General features: G+C 54.6%; 11 protein-coding genes. 2 read left to right on the top strand and 9 right to left on the bottom strand.

Annotated features, from left to right (window positions below):
* Nucleotides 1–56: 56 nt before the first annotated feature.
* Both OEL83_06360 and hcp read right to left on the bottom strand, forming a co-directional pair.
* Nucleotides 57–3,275, bottom strand: a complete 3,219-nt coding sequence (locus OEL83_06360; GenBank protein ID MDK9706657.1) for a PAS domain S-box protein — start codon at nt 3,273–3,275, stop codon at nt 57–59.
* Nucleotides 3,276–3,429: 154 nt separating this feature from the next.
* Nucleotides 3,430–5,097, bottom strand: a complete 1,668-nt coding sequence (hcp, locus tag OEL83_06355; GenBank protein ID MDK9706656.1) for a hydroxylamine reductase — start codon at nt 5,095–5,097, stop codon at nt 3,430–3,432.
* Nucleotides 5,098–5,389: 292 nt separating this feature from the next.
* Here hcp and OEL83_06350 point away from each other — a divergent pair, with 292 nt between their 5' ends.
* Nucleotides 5,390–7,885 (top strand): response regulator, encoded by a 2,496-nt coding sequence (locus tag OEL83_06350; protein MDK9706655.1) that lies wholly within the window; start codon nt 5,390–5,392, stop codon nt 7,883–7,885.
* A 32-nt stretch (nt 7,886–7,917) separates the two neighbouring features.
* On the opposite strand, the gene nuoB is transcribed toward OEL83_06350, so the two are convergent.
* From nuoB to OEL83_06315, 7 genes are all read right to left on the bottom strand, one after another.
* Nucleotides 7,918–8,436: an NADH-quinone oxidoreductase subunit NuoB gene (nuoB, locus tag OEL83_06345; protein MDK9706654.1), complete on the bottom strand. Its 519-nt coding sequence runs from the start codon at nt 8,434–8,436 to the stop codon at nt 7,918–7,920.
* 32 nt (nt 8,437–8,468) lie between these two features.
* The gene (locus OEL83_06340) at nt 8,469–10,079 is read right to left on the bottom strand and encodes an NADH-quinone oxidoreductase subunit C (GenBank protein MDK9706653.1); all 1,611 of its coding nucleotides are present in this window, start codon (nt 10,077–10,079) and stop codon (nt 8,469–8,471) included.
* The gene (locus tag OEL83_06335) at nt 10,076–11,542 is read right to left on the bottom strand and encodes a hydrogenase 4 subunit F (protein ID MDK9706652.1); all 1,467 of its coding nucleotides are present in this window, start codon (nt 11,540–11,542) and stop codon (nt 10,076–10,078) included. Before OEL83_06335 ends, OEL83_06340 begins: the two co-directional genes overlap by 4 nt.
* A complete protein-coding gene (locus OEL83_06330) occupies nt 11,539–12,216 on the bottom strand; it encodes a hypothetical protein (GenBank protein ID MDK9706651.1) in 678 nt (225 codons plus the stop codon). Before OEL83_06330 ends, OEL83_06335 begins: the two co-directional genes overlap by 4 nt.
* Nucleotide 12,217: 1 nt before the next feature.
* A complete protein-coding gene (locus OEL83_06325) occupies nt 12,218–13,162 on the bottom strand; it encodes an NADH-quinone oxidoreductase subunit H (GenBank protein ID MDK9706650.1) in 945 nt (314 codons plus the stop codon).
* A complete protein-coding gene (gene hyfB / locus OEL83_06320) occupies nt 13,159–15,165 on the bottom strand; it encodes a hydrogenase 4 subunit B (protein ID MDK9706649.1) in 2,007 nt (668 codons plus the stop codon). Before hyfB ends, OEL83_06325 begins: the two co-directional genes overlap by 4 nt.
* Nucleotides 15,166–15,585: 420 nt before the next feature.
* Nucleotides 15,586–16,437, bottom strand: a complete 852-nt coding sequence (locus tag OEL83_06315; GenBank protein MDK9706648.1) for an OmpA family protein — start codon at nt 16,435–16,437, stop codon at nt 15,586–15,588.
* Nucleotides 16,438–16,931: 494 nt separating this feature from the next.
* On the opposite strand from OEL83_06315, the gene OEL83_06310 reads away from it, so the two are divergent.
* Complete coding sequence (locus OEL83_06310; protein MDK9706647.1) at nt 16,932–18,905, top strand: lectin like domain-containing protein; 1,974 nt, start codon at nt 16,932–16,934, stop codon at nt 18,903–18,905.
* Nucleotides 18,906–18,913: the final 8 nt, after the last annotated feature.

Genomic DNA, 18,913 nt, shown 5'->3' with positions numbered 1-18,913 from the left:
GGCACCTTCCAAAGCCAGGCCCCCTTTACACCATTTTACAGGGATCGGCCAGCTCCTTAGCCCAGCACCTCCTTGATCTTGTCGATCAGGGCCTGCATGGCGAATGGTTTTTGGATAAAGTGCACCCCTTCTTCGAGAACACCGTGGGGAGCAATGACATCGGCCGTGTAGCCGGACATGAACAGGCACTTCAGGTTCGGGCGGAGGGCCTGCAGATTCTTGGCCAGATCACGGCCGTTCATTTCCGGCATGATCACATCGGTCATGAGCATGCTGATTTTCCCCGCATGCTCCTCGGTGATGCGAACGGCTTGGCCGGGTGATGAAGCCGCTAAAACGGTGTATCCCTGCATTCTCAGCATGGTCGCCGTCACATCGAGGATCATCGGCTCGTCTTCCACCAGAAGTATGGTTTCCTGGCCCCGGACCGCCGTTATTTCCTCCTCATTTCTCAGCTTCGGTTCTTCCGGCGCCGCATAGACCGGCAGATACATCTTGAAGGTCGTTCCCTGGCCGGGTTGGCTGTCGACCACCAGGAATCCATTGTTCTGTTGAACAATGCCATACACCGTCGCAAGACCCAGTCCTGTGCCCTTGCCTATTTCCTTGGTAGTAAAAAACGGCTCAAAAAGGTGGCCGATCGTTTCCCGGTCCATGCCGCTGCCGGTATCGCTTACCGATAGCAAGGCAAATTCACCTGGCAGATAGTCTAAGTGGGTGGCGCAATAGGCCGTATCAAAGGAGGCGCTGCTTGTCTCGATCGTCACCCTGCCGGTGTCAGCGATGGCATCACGGGCGTTGACACAGAGATTGGCCAGCATCTGATCGATCTGCGACGGATCCATCTTGATCGGCCGCACCTGTTCGCCGGGCAGCCAGACCAGATCAATATCCTCGCCGATCAGCCGCCGGAGCATCTTCAGCATCCCGGCAACGGTGTCATTGAGATCCAGCACCTCCGGCGCCACCGTTTGCCTGCGGGCAAAGGCCAGGAGTTGACGGGTCAGATCGGCGGAACGTTTGGCCGCCCTGCTGATTTCCTGCAGGTTGGAAAAAAGCGGCTGGCCCGGACCAACAATGCCAAGGGCAATTTCGCTATGCCCAAGGATGACGCTCAACATATTGTTGTAATCATGGGCGACACCTCCGGCCAGCCGGCCCACCGACTCCATTTTCTGCGCCTGCAGCAACTGCATCTGCAGCTTTTTGTTCTCCTCTTCCGCCCTCTTTTGGCTGGTGATATCCCGGACACTGGCAATAACTCCGCGAATGGCCGGATCACCAAGAAAGCTCTGAGCAATGGCCTCGCAATACACCCACTGCCGCGTTTTGTGAATATGCCGATACTGAACAGTTACCTCCTTTTCCGGGTGCGCAACACCTTCGTTCCAGGCGGCGGTGATAGCCTGCATATCATCGGGGTGAATAATGGTATCAAGGCTCCGGCCCTGCAATTGCTCCACCGGGAAACCGGTAATCTTCTCCGCCGCTGGGCTGACGTAGCGCTGGCTGCCGTCGGCATTGAGTATGACCAGACTATAGGGGGAATTCTTCACCAGAAATCGCAACCGTTCCTCACTGTCAATGAGGGCCGCTTCGGTTTTCTTTCGATCATCGATATCCTGCAGGGTCCCATACAGGCGAACACAGACCCCGTCCTTCATCTCGGCCATACCGATGGCCCTGACCCAGAGACTCATGCCTTTAGCGGTAGAAATCTGCAATTCGACATCAAAGGCTTCACCGTGCTGAATCGCCCGGGCCACGACCCTATCAACAACATCCCGGCTGAAACCTTTCGGAAAGAAATGCAGATGATTGGCCCTCGTCGGCTGGAAGCCCGGCTCCACCTCCATAATCTCCCTGGTCATCTCCGACCACTGTATAGCCCCGGTCAACTGCGAGACCTCCCAGCCGCCTACCCTGGCCATCCGGCTGGTCTGGGCGAGGAGGTCTTTGGTATTGGTAAGTTCTTCCTCGGCCCTTTTGCGTTCGGTGATATCGCGGATTATCCCTTCGGTTCCTAAAACCGATCCCTCTTTGTCGTGATAAAAACTGGCGGTCATAGAGGCATCGATCGTCGTTCCGTCTTTTCGCAGCAGGGACACCTCATAGTCACGGACGACCTCATCCCGCTGCAGCATTTCGAGAACAGCCAGGCGTTTTTCCTCATGCAGCCAAAACCGCTGATGCGGCATGCCGAGCATTTCCTCAACCGAATCATAACCCAGTAGTCGGGCTCCGGATGGACTGACCAGGACCAAAGACCCCTGGGAATCCAAGCGGTAAAAGATATCATCGGCATTCTCAATGATGCCGCGATAGCGGGATTCGCTGACCCGCAGCTCCTCCTTGTTCGCTTCCAATTCAGCTGTCCGTTTGCGGACAGCGGCGCGAAGCGATTGATTCCAGACAAAAAAGAAGACGAGAAGCAGGCCGAGAACGCCTACTCCAGCCAACAAAGCATGGAGGGATGGCTGGCTGATGAGCGGTGCGCCATACCATTTCTTGGCAATGTCCTGCAGTTCACCAGAGGAGATGAGGTCGAACCCGGATTCTACCTGGTGCAGCAAGTCGCTATTGCCCTTCAGCACTGCCCGGTGAAACTGCCCGGCGGGAAAAGGTGAAGACTCGTTGAACTGTTTCTCCATCCCGTACTTATAGAGAAAATAGAGGGCGGGAGGCTTGTCGATGACAAAGACATTGACCTTATGTTCTCTGGCGGCTTGAATGATCGCCTCGTAGCTCTTGAACAGAACCAGATTGTCTATGCCATGCTGCTGCAAACGATCAACGGCGGCATCACCCTCCTTCACCGCTACGACAAAACCCTTGAGCGATTTCTCGTCGGTAATGCCACTGATTTCATTATTGAAAAAAGCCGAGACTTCAATATCGGCATAGGGTTTACCAAAATCCAGCCAGCCCAGCCGTTCCTCGGTCTTGAAGGTCGTGTCGATGACATCGAATTCCCCGGCCTTCATTCGCTTGAGGGCAGTGTCCCAGTCCATGGCACTGATGTCGACAGCGACACCGGTCTTTTTTTGCCAAAGCCGCCACTGATCGACGAGGATTCCCTGGAGCTTGCCATCGCTGTCGTGGCAGACATAGGGGGGATAATTGTTATCCGTCACCACTCTGATGCTTTGCCGGGGTGCCGTGTCCTGAACCGCCGCCCGGCAGAAAAACCCCTGGCCGATAAGCACCAGTGAAAAAAGGAGAAGGGAGATGAACCATCGTCTCGACGAGTTATTCCACTTACAGCTACGACTCATAAACCCAAACGCTCCAATGAAATGAGTGTACGCTCCAAGAAAAATACCCCCTTCCCCAGGTACTTTCACAAAGAAACAATCACATAGGCGGTTGCGAAGTACGCAGCAAAAGATTCACAAAAGTCATATTGAATTTTCTGCCCGGTCAATAACCCTAAAGACCTGCCATCATCGCCGCCACGTCGTCTTCAGGCGTGGTGATCCCTTTTAGATCAAACTGTTCAATGAGGGCCTTGGCCACATTGGCCGAAAGAAAGCCGGGCAGGGTCGGTCCAAGGCGAATGCCCTTGACCCCCAGGTGCAGCAGGGCCAATAGCACCAATGCGGCTTTCTGTTCATACCAGGCAATATCAAAGGAGATCGGCAGATCGTTGATATCGCCCATGCCGAAGACCTTCTGCAGTTCCATGGCGATCACCGCCAGCGAGTAGGAGTCGTTGCACTGGCCGGCATCGAGGACCCGGGGAATGCCGCCGATGTCGCCGAGATTCAGCTTTAGGTATTTGTATTTGGCACAACCGGCAGTGAGGATAATTGCGTCCTTCGGCAGCAACTCAGCGACCTTGGTGTAGTAATCGCGGGTTTTATGACGGCCGTCGCACCCGGCCATAACGACAAAACGTTTGATTGCCCCGGACTTGACGGCATCGATAATCTTGTCTTTTAGGGCCAGCACCTGATGGTGGCCAAAGCCCCCGACGATCGAGCCGCTGTCAATGGCTTCGGGTGGCTTGCAGGTCTTGGCCATGGCGATGATTGCCGAAAAATCCTTGGCCTTGCCGTCCCGGCGATCGGGAATATGGACGCAGCCTTCAAAGCCGACCGCCCCGGTGGTAAAAATCCGCTCGATATGCTCGGGATTGGGCGGGACGATGCAGTTTGAGGTAAACAGCACCGGGCCATGAAACGATTCAAACTCTTTTTTCTGCATCCACCAGGCGTTGCCGTAGTTGCCGACCAGATGCTCGTATTGCTTCAATTTCGGATAATAATGGGCGGGCAGCATCTCACTATGGGTGTAGACATCGACACCGCTGCCCTTGGTCTGCTCCAACAGCTCGTGCAGATCAACCAGGTCATGGCCGGTGACCAGGATACCGGGATTGCCGCGTACCCCGAGGTTTACCGTCGACATCTCGGGAATGCCGTAGCCATCGCTGTTGGCCTTATCCAGGAGGGCCATGGTCTCCACGCCGACCTTGCCGGTCTTAATGGCAAGACTGAGGAGCTCAACCTTGCTCATCGCCGGATCGACGAGGGCGGCCAGCCCCTCCATGAGAAACTCGAATATCTGCCGGCTGTGCCCCTTCAATTGATAGGCATGCTCGGCGTAGGCGGACATCCCCTTCAGACCGTAGAGGATGGTGGCCTTCAGCGACCGTTCGTCCTCATCGGCAATCTCCAGCCAGCCGCCGGCACCGCTTGCCGCCTTGGCAAGGATGTCCGCTTCATCACCAAAAGTCCACCTGGCGCATTCCGGGGTGTCGCCTGCCAATTCGCGGCCATTGGCCTTTTTATAGGCCTGGCAAACCTGCTCCTTGAGGCTATCCCGATAGGCAACGCCTTTTTTGATAAAATTTACAAAGTCGTTGCGGTCGAAGTTGGCATTGGTGATGGTCGCGAAGAGACCTTTATCAACAAAAAAGGCCACTTCCTCATTGTAGATGTCCAATTCCTTGCCCTTGACACCCCAAACCGAAATCCCCTTGAGAACCCAAAGGAAAAGGTCCTGGAGATTGGCAACCTCTTCCTTTTTGCCGCATACCCCCTGAATGGTGCAACCTGTGTTTTTCGCTGTTTCCTGGCACTGATGACAGAACATCGACATATATTACCTCCTTGGTGGATATCATAGAGTAAACCGCTTCCCCTGTAATCTGAGTACAACACACCGCTTTACAAATATACGCCTTTTCTACGAGCCACTACAAGGCTTATTCAACACTTCACAAACGGTCATTCAAAGGACAGGCGGTTTGACTTTCCGGTTGTCTTGCCTCTACAATAAGGGGAGAGTCGGCACCTGCGGTTACCCCTCCGCATCACCGGGACAAGTAACAAAAAGCAGGGATTTCCCCTGAAACGGGAGCCTCTTTCCCATAACGGATGTGCACATGACAGCAACGAAAAGGGTATACACCTTAGTCACCATATTATGTATCCTCATCATCGTTTTCGTCGCCGGCGATTATTTCATCAGGTTCCGCGTCGTCCTGCCGGAGTTCGCCGAACTCGAACGGCAGGAGGCGGAAAAGGATATGACCCGGTGCAAATCCGCCATCGAACGCGAATACCGGCATGTGGAAAAACTGGCAACCGACTGGGCCCTCTGGGACGACCTGTACCAATACGCGGTTGACAGCAACGAGGCCTTTGCAACCTCCAATTTCCAGTGGGATACCCTGATTAAGACCGGAATTTACTTGATGTATGTCATTGACGCCGAGGGCAGAATCGTATACGGAGAATCCACCCTGCCCTCGACCAAGGAATTTATCAAAATCAGCCAACTGCCGGAGGAAAGATTCCCCCTCGATCATCCCCTCCTCAATATCCCCGAAAGTGAAATCAGTATAGCTGGAATCTTTCTCACCGGCCATGGCCCCTTGCTCCTTGCCTCACACAGAATTCTCAACAGCCTCGGTGAGGGGCCGAGTCGCGGCTACATTCTGGTCGGCCGTTTTCTCGAAGAACAGGTGATGGATGACCTCCGCAGGCAAACCCAGGTCCAGTTCACCGTCCGCGACCCCCTCTCGGCACCTTTTTCCGAAACCGAGACCAAACGGGTTGAAGAACTGGCTACCAGCAATCAGATCAATGAGATCGCCAATTCGCAGACCTTGTACAGTTACGGCCTGCTCAACGATATGCTGGGGAAACCCGCCCTCCTGATTACCGCGACCCTTCCCCGAAATATTATGGCACGGGGTTATGATACCGCGCGTTTCTCTTCGGTGGTTCTCCTGGTTTCCGTCGGGCTGATCATCTTTGCCTCATTCACCCTCACCCTGGTATTGGCCCTGAAATCACGGCGCCGTCAGGAAGAGATAGAGGCCCTGGTCGAGTTGCGTACCGATCAATTGCGGCTTTCCGAAGAAAGATTGCACGCCCTCTCCGACGCCTCCTTCGAGGCTATTTTTATCACCGAGGCTGGTATCTGCCTGGAACAAAATAGAGCCGCCGAGATCATGTTCGGCTACAGCGGCGAAGAGGCGGTTGGCCGCCATATAAGCCAGGGAATAGCCCCCGAGGACCGGTATCTGATAAACCAAAAGAGCCTGGAAAAGGAAAGCAACCCCTACGAAATCCTGGCCATCCGTAAGGATGGTCAAATCTTTCCGGCGCAGATTCAGACGCGTGAGGCGGAGTATCGCGGCCGGACGGTCAGAGTGAGCGCCATTCGCGACCTTACCCTGCAGAAACAGGCGGAAAAAGAACACCAGCTGATGGAAGAAAAGCTGCGCCGCGCCCAGAAAATGGAATCGATTGGCCTGATGGCGGGTGGTGTCGCCCATGACCTGAATAACATCCTGTCGGGCATAGTCACCTATCCGGAACTGATTCTTATGACCCTGCCTAAGGACAGCCCTTTGCAAAAACCGCTCAAAACCATACGGGAATCGGGGAAAAGTGCCGCGGCGGTAGTCGAGGACCTTCTGACCATCGCAAGGGGCGTAACAAGTGCCCGAGTAAACAGCAATATCAACAGGATCTTGAGTGGTTATATAGAATCACCGGAGTTTCACAATCTCCAGTCGCTGCACAGCCACGTGACCTTCAGGGTGGAACCGGAGCCACGGCTTCTGAATATCAGCTGCTCGGAGATCCATATCAAAAAATGCATCATGAATCTCATGACCAATGCCGCCGAGGCGATCGTCGGGAAGGGAGAGGTTAGAGTAACCACCCGCAACCAGTATTGCGATGCGCCGCTGGCCGGCCACCCGGAGATGCAGCAGGGAGAATATGCCGTGCTGTCGGTTGCCGATACCGGCACGGGCATTCCCGTTGACAGCCTTGAGCGAATTTTTGAGCCATTCTTCTCAAGAAAGGTGGTTGGCCGCAGCGGTACCGGTCTTGGCCTGGCTGTCATCTGGAATACCGTGCAAGACCATCAGGGCGGTATAACCGTCGAAAGCGGCAAGCAAGGCACAACCTTTGAGCTGTTTTTCCCGGCGACCAGGGAAGGTATCGACAACATAGACCCCGATGCGATTGATATTATACAATATCAAGGTAATGGTGAGGCGATACTGGTGGTCGATGATGACAGCCGCCAGCGATCGATTGCCCTGGAAATTCTTGAAATTCTCAAGTACCGCGGCAATGCGGTCGGCAGCGGCGAAGAGGCCATTGACTTTCTGCGCCGGGAAAAGGCCGATCTGGTGATTCTCGACATGGTCATGCCACCTGGCATGAACGGCTGCGAGACCTTTAAAAAGATTCTCGAACTGCACCCGAAGCAAAAGGCAATAATCACCAGCGGCTACTCAGAAAGTCAAGATGTCCAACAGGCACTGGCCCTCGGGGTACGAAGGTTTGTCAAGAAGCCCTATCTTATGGGCACCCTGGCGGTGGCCATCAAGGACACTCTGGACAATCCTTCGTAAAGGAGAAGCATGCGAATCCTCCCTGTGATCTTCTAGCGTCCCGGACACCGGCCGAGGAGTTCCAGGATACCCTGCAGAAGTTGCAGCGGGGTCGGCGGACAGCCGGGAATGACCGCATCGACCGGGATAACACCCGCTACCGCGCCGCAGCTGGCATAGGAAATGCCGAACTCCCCACCGTCAACTGCGCAATCACCCATGGCGATTACCAGTTTCGGCTCGGGAGTGGCGTCGTAGGTACCTTTGAGGGCGGCCTGCATGTGTCTTGACACCGGCCCGGTCACTAGGAGCAGGTCGGCGTGGCGGGGCGAGGCGACAAAATGGATGCCGAATCGCTCGATATCATGAAAACTGTTGTTCAGCGCATGCATCTCCAGCTCGCAGCCGTTGCAGGAACCGGCATCGACCATCCTGATCGCCATGCTACTGCCGAAGACCCGGGCGATTTCCTTCCTGCAGACCTCGCCCAGCTGCACCACGTCCTGGTCATGCAAGGGCAACTTCTCCGTCAAACAGCCGGTTTTAAAGATTCTTCCAAGAACACTAAACATTTTCCTACTCTTGTTGAGAAATTGAACTGGAATTACAGGTCATGGCCGGAATACGACCCATTAACCGACTTGTTGCACAAAGGGAAATCAGGGACGATAACCCCCTTCATCATCGCCTCAAGGGCCGGCCAGTTGAGCCAGCTGGGATCGCGGGGGAAATACCTGGCAACCTTGCCACCCGCCTCAAAGTGCACATAGGCCAGGACCTCGCCGCGCCAGCCCTCAACAAAGCCGATACCGCTGCACTCCTCCGCAATCCGCGGGAACTCAACCGCCGCATCCCCGGCCGGCAGCTTTCGCAACAGCTCTTCCAGGAGATCGAGGGAGACGAGGATCTCATCGCCACGAACCCGCAACCGGCCGGAGGCATCGCCCTCCAGGCAGTGGGGCACGGTGATGACCATCTTTTCATACGGGGCGTAGGGCGCGTCCCGCCGCAGATCCCAGCATTCGCCGGAGGCCCTGGCGATATAGCCAAGGACACCAAGACTTCGGGCCTTTTTGGAACTTAATTCCCCTGTGGTTCTGAGACGATCCTGCAACGATGGATACTCGTAGAGGAGCGGCAGGAATTCCCGCAATTCGGAGCGCAGCCCCTCGTTGGCCGCATACAGCATATCGATCTGCGCCGCGTCAAGGTCTCGCCTCACCCCGCCGGGAACAACCACGTCCATCAATAATCGATGGCCAAAGACAGCAGCGTTCTGCCGCTGCCACAGTTCACGGAGGCCGGCGCACTGTACCTGGGCAAAGGTAAAGCCGACGTCGTTGCAACAGGCACCGATATCACCGAGGTGGTTGGCAATCCGCTCCCGTTCGGCAAGTATCGCCCGAATCACCAGGGCCCGCCGCGGCAGATCTAAGCCGACTGCCGCTTCACATGCCATGCAGGCCGCCCAACTATGGGCCACCGTGCTGTCGCCCGATACCCGCCCGGCCAGACGGGCAAGTCCCTGCGCGTCGCGGCCCTCGGCACATTTCTCAATGCCCTTGTGGACATAGCCGAGATGTTGTTCGAGACTGAGGATATCCTCGCCCATCGCCTGAAAACGGAAATGGCCGGGCTCGATAATTCCGGCATGCACCGGCCCCACCGGGATCTCATAAACGCCCTCACCGGAAACCTTATGAAAGGGATACAGACAATCGGGCGGGGTCATCTCGGCAGGCGTCCCGGCCAGGGGAAAATTCTTACGCAAGGGGTATTGCCCCTCCTGCCACGCCTGGTGCCGTATCCACCGGCGGCCATCGGGATGGCCGGTAAATTCGACCCCGAACATGTCCCGAAGGTACCGCTCCGGCCGGTTGGCGGCCGGGAAAAAGGGCGTCTGAGAAGGCAGCTCCCGTTGCCATTCGGAGACCACCGTCTGCAGGATAAGGTGGCCGTTTCTGCCGGCAATTGCCGCAAAGACATGAATCTTCGGCGGCAGGTGCTCGCCCCACACGGCACACCAGCGAACGCGTTTGGCAGCCGCCACGGCCGCGGCCTTGCCCCAGTCACCGCTGGCGATGGTGACGACCTTGACCGGACCCTGCGGCGCCTTTTGCAGCTCGGTCCGTATCCCGGCTTCTTCTAGTAATTGTACAAGAGAATCGACGTCCGGAGAAAGCCGTTGCCAGCCGATATGCGCTTGACTGATCATAGCACCCCCCTCCCGACCAGCATGATGGTCGCCTGATTAAGCCACTCGGCCAGCACCGCCGGGATGGCGACACCCAGCCACAACACCATGGCGAGATGGATGTAGACCGGCCACATATTGGCGACAACCGGTTCCTGGTCCTTGGGCGGTGTGCCAAAAACCATCGGCTGCAGATTGCGGAACAGTCCGGCAAAGGCAACCGCAAGGCCCAGTACCAAGGGCGGTGCCAGCCACGGATAGCTCTTGATGGTTGCGGTAAAAAGAAGAAACTCACTGGTAAACACGCCAAAGGGCGGAAACCCGGCAATGGCGCAGGTACCGATGAGCAGGCCCCAGCCGACAAAGGGCTGGGTGCGGATCAGCCCGCGAATTTGCAGCATCTTCTGAGTACCGGCAATATGGGTGGCGTGACCGACGGTGATGAAGATCGCCGACTTGGTGAGCGAATGGACGATCATGTGCAGCAGAGCGCCAAAGGTGGCCAGGGGCCCGCCGATCCCGAAGGCAAAGGTCATCAAACCCATATGCTCAATCGACGAGTAGCTGAACATGCGCTTGATATCATACTGCCGGTGCAAAAGCAGCCCGGCAACGGAAAAGGACAGCATACCGAAGCCCATCATCAGATTACCGGCAAGATGATTGCCAAGGGCCGGATCAACGAGCATTTTAAAGCGGACCACGGCATATAAAGCGATATTCAGCAGCAGCCCCGAAAGAATAGCCGACATCGGCGTCGGGCCCTCGGAGTGGGCATCGGGCAGCCAGTTATGCAGGGGCACCAGACCGACCTTGGTGCCGTAGCCGACAAGGAGGAAGACAAAGGCCAGGGCCAGGACGCCTGCATCCATGCGGTCGGCATGCTGGTGCAGGACCGTCCACAACAGTCCTTCGTCCGAGCCGGGAATGATCTTTACCGCGGCAAAATAGACGAGGATGGTGCCAAAGAGGGCCTGGGAGATACCGACGCCGCAGATGATGAAATACTTCCAGCCGGCCTCGATGGATTCGTGGGTGCGATACAGACTGACGAGGAGGACGGTGGCAAGGGTCGCACCCTCCACCGACACCCAGAGAATGCCCAGGTTGTTGGTGGACAGGGCCATCAACATGGTGAAGAGAAAGCCCTGATACATCGAATAATACAGGCGCATCCGCAGGTCATCGACCCGGCCGATAGCCGCCTCATGCTCCATATAGGGCCCGGAGAAAATAGCGGTGGTCAGGCCGACAAAGGCATTGAGCAAAATGAGATAGACATTGAAACCGTCGATGTAAAAAAGCTTGTTGGCCGACAGCATCGGCCCCTGGTGAAATACCTGGGTGGCCAGTAACAGGGCGGTGGCAAAGGTTGCCGCGCAGATCAAGAGATTGACGGTTTTCGCCGAGCGCCGGTGGCCGATAAAGGCGAGGATGACGATGCCGGCAAGGGGAAAGAACAAGGTGGCAGCCAGGGCATTCATTTTTCCACCTCGGTCAAATGATTGAGACGATCGGTATCGAGACTGCCAATTTCAGTTCGAATATGAAAGAAAAATACCCCGAAGAGGATGGCGGCGACGAGAACATCAAAGGCGATACCCAATTCAACCACCATCGGCATGCCGTGGGTTGACACCACCGCCGCGAAAAACAGGCCGTTCTCCATGGACATGAAGCCGACGACCTGGGCAACCGCCTTACGCCGGGAAATGACCATCAGCATGCCGATAAGCACCACCGCCAACGATATGGCAATGGTGTTGCGGGTCGAGAGCAGGGACAATTCCCGGATCGGCAGGGCGACATAATAACTGAACAGCACCAGACCGGCGGCAAAGAGCATGATCAGCATAGGGTTGCCGATGACCTCCACCTCGCGGCGGATATTCAGGCGAATGACCAGGAGGCGCAACTGCCCGGGAATAAAGAACACCTTGAGAAAGAGGGTCAAAGCAGCAGAGATGAGCAGATGATATTTGCCGGCGATAAAAGCCATGAGGACCGTTGCCAGAAATATCAACAAACCCTGGAGGGCAAAGGTGTTTATCAGGCTGTCAAGGCGGACCTGGGCAAGCAGCAGAAAAGACGACAGCAGGATCAAAGCGGCAAGGGTCAAGACCACCTGCTCGGGAAGGGACAACGAAGCAATCAACATCTTACTGCACCTCAAGGATGATATGGCTCATCATGCCAAGTAAACTGAGAATAAAGGCCAGGCCAAGGTATTGCGGTGCCCGGAACAGACGCATCTTCGCCTGAATGGTTTCCGACACGGCAAGGATCGCCCCCCAGATCATGAGTTTCCCGGTGACAGCCAGGGCACCAAGGGCAAGATCGGCAGGCACGAGGGTGAGGGCCACGCCCCAGGGGACAATCAAATTGACGATGAGCAGTGAATAGAGGGTGAGCTTCAACATCGCCGCCCACTCCATGAGGGCCAGATGCCGGCCGCTGTATTCAAGAATCATCGCCTCATGGATCATGGTCAATTCAAGATGTGTTGCCGGATTATCGATGGGGATGCGCCCGGTTTCGGCGATGGCGACCAGCACCAGACCCATCGACGAGAAAATGAGTGAGGGGTACAGGGTCAGGTTGCGCTGGCCGAGATCGGCGATGACCGTCGACAGGTTGGTGCTCGACACATTCATCGCCAGGGTAAAAAAGGCCATGAGCAGTGCCGGCTCGGCAAGCGAAGAGATCGTCACCTCCCGGGAAGAGCCCATGCCGCCAAAGGCGGTACCGACATCCATGCCGGCCAGAGACAGAAAGAACCGGCCAAGGGCGAGAAAGCCGACCAGGGCGATAACATCGGCCAGCGCGGCGACCGGCAATTGTACGGTAATGACCGGGACAGTCGACACCGCCAGGCAGGTTACCGAGAAGACGATATAGGGGGCCATGCGAAAGATCCACGAGGCGGTATCCGCCAGGACAACGTTCTTGCGCGAAAGCCGCAACAAATCACGGTACGGCTGCCAGGGCGGCGGCCCTTTGCGGTTTTGCAGCCGGCATTTCAACCATTTGACCCACCCTGCCATGAGCGGTGCGAGCATGATAACGATGAGGGTCTTGGCAATAGCCCACAATAAGCCGGTCATACAATCACCCACAACAGGAATAATAAGGTAAAGAAGGAATAGCAGAGATAAACCCGAAGGTTGCCGCCCTGGATATGCGAGGTCCTTTCGGCCATCTTCAACATGATTTTGCCGATGGGGATATACAGCATCAGCCACATCCGGTCGTTTACCCGGAGGATGTAATGCGGGTCTTTACCCGGCCCCCCCGGTTCAACCTTTTCAACGATCAGCCAGATGAAGGAAAAGACCCGGCGGATCGGCATGGCAAAGGCCGAGGCGGTGTATTGCATGCGTGGGTTCAGGGGGCCAAAACCGCAGTCCCAGGCCGGGGCAATGCGGATGCTGTTGTCGCGGCGAAGCGGATGAAGCAAAGCCCAGACCAGCAACCAGCTGACGAGAATCCCGAAAAAAACCGCCGGGGCGCCATAGGAGGCGGTTTGCGAGCTCACCGGGGTCAACCACAACCAGCCGTTGTCAGTGGCACTTGACAAACCGGCACCCATTAGGCCTTCAGGAATTGCATTCAGCGCCCGGACTGTCCAGGTGGGAAATATGCCAAAGCCAAGGCAACACAGAGCAAGCAGCACCTGACCGAAACGCATGCCGAAGGCAGGGTCCCTCGCCTCGGATATCTCCGGACTGCGGGCCTGGCCGAGAAAGACAATGCCGTAGACCTTGACGAAACAGGCGGCTGCCAGGGCGCCGGTCAGGGCCAGCATGGCGGCGGCCACCGGAATCATTGCCCCGAGGATGCCACTTTTGAGGAGCGGTCCCTGCAGCGCCGCCTGGAAGGTCAACCATTCGGAGACAAAACCGTTAAAGGGCGGCAAGGCCGAGATGCTGATACAGCCGACGAGAAAGCATACGGCGGTGACCGGCATTTTCCTGATCAAGCCGCCCATCTTTTCCATGTCGTGCTGGCGGCTCTGCTGCAACACCGCCCCGGCGCCAAAAAAAAGCAGGCTCTTGAAGAGGGCATGGTTGAGGCAGTGATACAGGGCGGCGATGAGGGCCAAGGCGGCGATTTCCAGGTGCTGGGTGGCATAAAAAATCATCGACAGGCCTAGGCCAATATAGATGATACCGATATTTTCAACGCTGTGATAGGCAAGGAGGCGTTTCAGATCGTGCTGCATCAGGGCGTACAACACCCCCAAAACCGCCGAGGCCGAGCCGATCAATAACACAATAACGCCCCACTGCCAGGGCATGGTGCCGAGCAGGTCGTATACGAAACGAATGAAGCCATAGACGGCGACCTTCAGCATAACTCCGGACATCATTGCCGAGATATGGGAAGGGGCAACGGGATGGGCAAGCGGCAACCAGACATGGAGAGGCACAATACCGGCCTTCAGGCCAAAGCCGATAAAGGCAAAGGCAAAGGCCATGGAGGCCCAGGCCGGACTGAGAACGGCGGCCTTCATGGCGGCAAAGCTAAAGCCGTCGGAGAATCCGGCAAGAATGCCGTAGGCAAGGAGCAAAAACGACCCGCCGACGACCGCCATAAGCAGGTAGATAAAGGCGGCCTGGCGGTTTTCCAGCTTGTCGTGCTGGTATACCACCAGAAAGTAGCTGGCCACCGACATCAATTCCCAGGCAAGCATGAAGGAAAAGGCGTCGGCCGCCAGCAGCACCAGGAACATGCCGCAGACAAACAAACCGGTAAAGACGGTGAGTGCGCCGATGGGCATTTGGCGACCGATATACTCACGGATATAGGCGGGTCCGTAACAGCCGGCGATAAAGGTTATCATCCCAACAACAAAGAGGAAAAAACCAGACAACGGGTCAAGGCTTAGGTAGACATGCAGCCACGGCAGGCCGATAGGCAGGATCACCAGCTCGTTTGTCCGCGCCAGCAAGGCCATGCCGCCGCCATAACAGGCGGTGAGCCCGGAGACCCCGAGAAGAAAGAATGACAGCCGCCCCTGAAAATACGGAAAACGTAGAAAAAGCAGCGGCACCACTGATGAAAGCAAGGCCAGCAACACTGCTAATTCGGCAAAAGTAAGAGCCATATTGTAACCCATCGCAATCTAAACAAAATAGTGAACTTCAGCGGCCAAACCAATCTCAGGCCGATGCACAGTACCTTCTCCTACAAGATACGTAATCCTTTCTACCGGTTGGTATACCTCTGCAAAAATCTCATGTCAACGCACTCATTGTACCATAAGGGCATAAGTTTCGTATGAGCAGCCCAGCCGCTCAACTCAGCTAATACCATAAGGGCATAAGTTTCGTATGAGCAGACGAGCGGCTCTACTCAGCTTTATCACCAGATTCGGTTCTCGGAAGGAACAAGAAATTGGGAAGGAACTGCCTTGAGCGGCTTTTGGTCAATCAGGCTAATAAGCTGCGGCCATTGACCGGTAGATAAAGCCGGTCAATGGCCGCACGGTTACAACAACCAAGTCGGAGTGATTTGCAAAAAGCTCTTACTGTTTTACCAGTTCCACCCGGCGATTTTTTGCCCGACCACTATCCGAATCATTGCTGGCAACCGGGGCGGTTGGGCCGTCGCCATAGGGAGTAAGCCGCCAAGCGGTTATGCCATATTGTTTGGTTAGAGCAGCGACTACGCTTGCCGCCCGGTCTTTGGAGAGGCGGACATTATGGTCGAAGTTGCCAACATTATCGGTATGACCGACCACATAGAGCTTCATGCCGGGGTCATTCTGGAGCATCTTGACGATCTCCTGAAGAGCCTTCTCTGAACCGGCCTTGATCTCAGCCTTATCGGTATCGAAGTAAATGCCGTAAACCGCCACTCGGCCGGTATTGTTGATGCTGCCGGACATGGCGGCGGCATCGGCCACCACTTCCTGCTTCATTGCCTGTTTTTCGATGAGTTGGATGGAATACATGCCGTTGCCGCCGGCAATAACCTGGCACCAGATTTCAGCCTCCGGCAACACTACTTTGATTGTGGAGTACTCCATACCACCATCCTCAAAGCCGAATACCTGATCACCGCCAATTGCCTTGGCGGCGTTGACATAGTTTCGAACAATCTGCAGGCCGCTCGGGAGTTGTATACCCTCATTGGCATAATAATTAACGTACAAATGCTTCCCTTCAATCGCCTCCTTCTTGTCGGGGCCGACGAAGAATTCGAAGCGGTCAAAGGCTAATTCTTCAGCATTGTAGATATGGAACCCCGGCATCCGGGTAAAAAGCTTGGGATCCTTGCTGCCCGGCGAATCGGCGGGATCAGTTGCCGCAAGGGCCAAACCGGACAATGACAACAACAGCATAGACATCAAAATCAGGTAAATATTCCGTCTCATAGGTGCCTCCAGAAACAAATTAAATCTCAAACAACGGTTGCATACAAGAAAACCACCGGTATCGGTAACTTGCTTGAGTAACATGTAAAACCTATTAAAGATCCGAAAACTTATATACCAGCAGCAAACGTGTCAGGCAAGAATGATGTTACTTGAAACGCCGATAATATTGCTGCCCGCAGAGAGCAATCTCAATGGGGCGGGCGATGTCTGCCGTGCTTATATCGATTGAGTCAGGTTGCTTATTCGTATCCTACCATTTTTTCATGGAAATGATCTATTGACATACCAACAGAATACAGTAACAAATATCCTGATGAAACCAGGAGGGGCATTACACCAAAGGTATCTCATCCAAAGCAGTTACAACATCCTTGAGAGCACCCGGCCGCGCAGAAAAATTGCATGAACCTTCAATAAATAAAAAACCTTCTCCGTCCATATCCCAGTAATGGGCGTTTGTTTTTTTCACATTAACAAATGGAGGCACTTCCATGCGCAATAAAAAGAAACGTACCCTCCCTAAAGAAAACCTGCACTCCTTGGGAGAGCGCGCGACTGCAACCATAAAGAATCTGGTCCCCATCTCGTTGCCGGTGTCCACCTTCCCTGCCACTTTTGACCTCCGGGAGGAAGGACGTGTCACCCCGGTGCATGACATGGTTGCATGCGGCTCCTGCTGGACAACAGCTGCCATAGGATGCCTGGAATCCTTTTTGTGCCCCCATGAGAATTGGGATTTTTCCGAGGATCATCTCCAGATAAAAATGATTGGTTCTTGCAGTGCTGGCGCAAGCCATGTCCTTGCTACCAATTATCTGGTCTCCTGGCTTGGTCCAGTCCGGGAAGCCGATTTTGATTATCAAAACCCCTCTACCCCCACCGTTGTCAAGCACTGCCAAAAAGTTTACTTCCTGCCGGTACGCGAGGATGCACTGGATAACGGCTGGATAAAGTATGCCATTACCTATTTTGGCGGGGTCTATAGCGATATCAGCTCCACCGGCCTGGCCAGTTATGAGCATAACACCTATTATGATCCCCACGATTCAATCGTTCATGCCATTGTGCTGGTAGGATGGGATGACAATATGCCGAAAGAGCTTTTTACCAACCATGATCATATTAATGATGAGATGGTTACCCCGCCGGGCAATGGCGCCTTTATTGCCAGGAATAATAAAGGCACGGATTTTGGTGAAGGCGGTTACTATTATATTTCGTATTATGACGCCTCTGTAACCTCTGGCGCTACAGTCTTCACTGCAGACAAAAAGTCCAACTACAGCCACATCTATCAGTATGACCTCCGGGGAATGGACAGTTTGCTTTGCGTCCTGGAATATGCAGCCAATATCTTTACCGCAACCGATGATGACGAACTTGTGGCCGTCGGGTTTTATGGCTTTGAACTGCCCGGGGAAATCAAGATTGAGATCTATGTCAACCCGGGCCAGGGCCCGGTTGACAGTTCGGGGCCTGATGCGACCGTTTACACCACCCTGCCCATGAATGGCTTCTATACTGTGGAACTGCCACAGAGGATAAACCTCAATGCCGGTCAAAAATTTTCGGTTGTTTTGTCAACTTCTGACCCCAACGGTTTTAATGTTAGCCTGGATAACCAGCAAGGCGGAATTGGCCATCTAGTTCAACCAGGGCAATGTTATATCAAATGGAAGGATGAGTTCGGTGAGATTTATCCTCAAGGCTGGACAGATCTGACCACTTATAAAGAGGACGCCAGCCTGTGCATTAAGGCGTACACAAAGTCGTTTAGTTATACTCTTCCTGGGGTAAACACCAGCATAATCAAAGATTTTGACAATGATTTCGTGATGTTAGAGGTCACCAATACCAGCAGCAAAGATATTTCAATCAAGCCGCTTGTACGGGCTTATGCCAAAAAAGGTAACCGGCTCATCCTGCCTGCCCAGTATGCTTTGGCCGGACGGAAAAAGATCAAACTACAAGAAGGAATAGTCAAGATAGCCGCAGGTCAGACAGTCAAGGTCTTGACCGCTGCCTTTAATGCAAAGACCTACCAGAAGATGGAATATTCCCTGGAGGTCTATGATGTTACCAAGGACATGTATGTACGTATCGTGGACTGGACTCATGTGGGTATTGTTAAAAGCCGACCGAAAGTCGTCTCCACCACCCCAACATCCAACCAACAGATAAACTATCCCAGCTTAGACAGAATCACTGTAACTTTTAATAAAAACATCAAGATGGGCCCCAATTTCCATAACATTAAAGTAACTTCACCAATAGATTTCAAATTCGTTTTTTGCTCTATTGAAGTGGACGCCTTGATTATTAATACCGTGGGCCCTTTAGCCCCCCGTCAACTTGGCGGAGTCCAATGGACTGTCAAGATTCCCAAGGATGCCGTGCTGGATATGAACGGCAACAGCCTGGCAAAAGACTATTCTTGGAATTTTACCACGATAGGGGTGAATTAGGAGAGGCA

Origin of the sequence: Desulforhopalus sp., assembly GCA_030247675.1 — a bacterium.
GTDB lineage: Bacteria > Desulfobacterota > Desulfobulbia > Desulfobulbales > Desulfocapsaceae > Desulforhopalus_A.
Note: the sequence above shows the minus strand (reverse complement) of the source record. Positions and strands in the feature narration are given on the sequence as shown.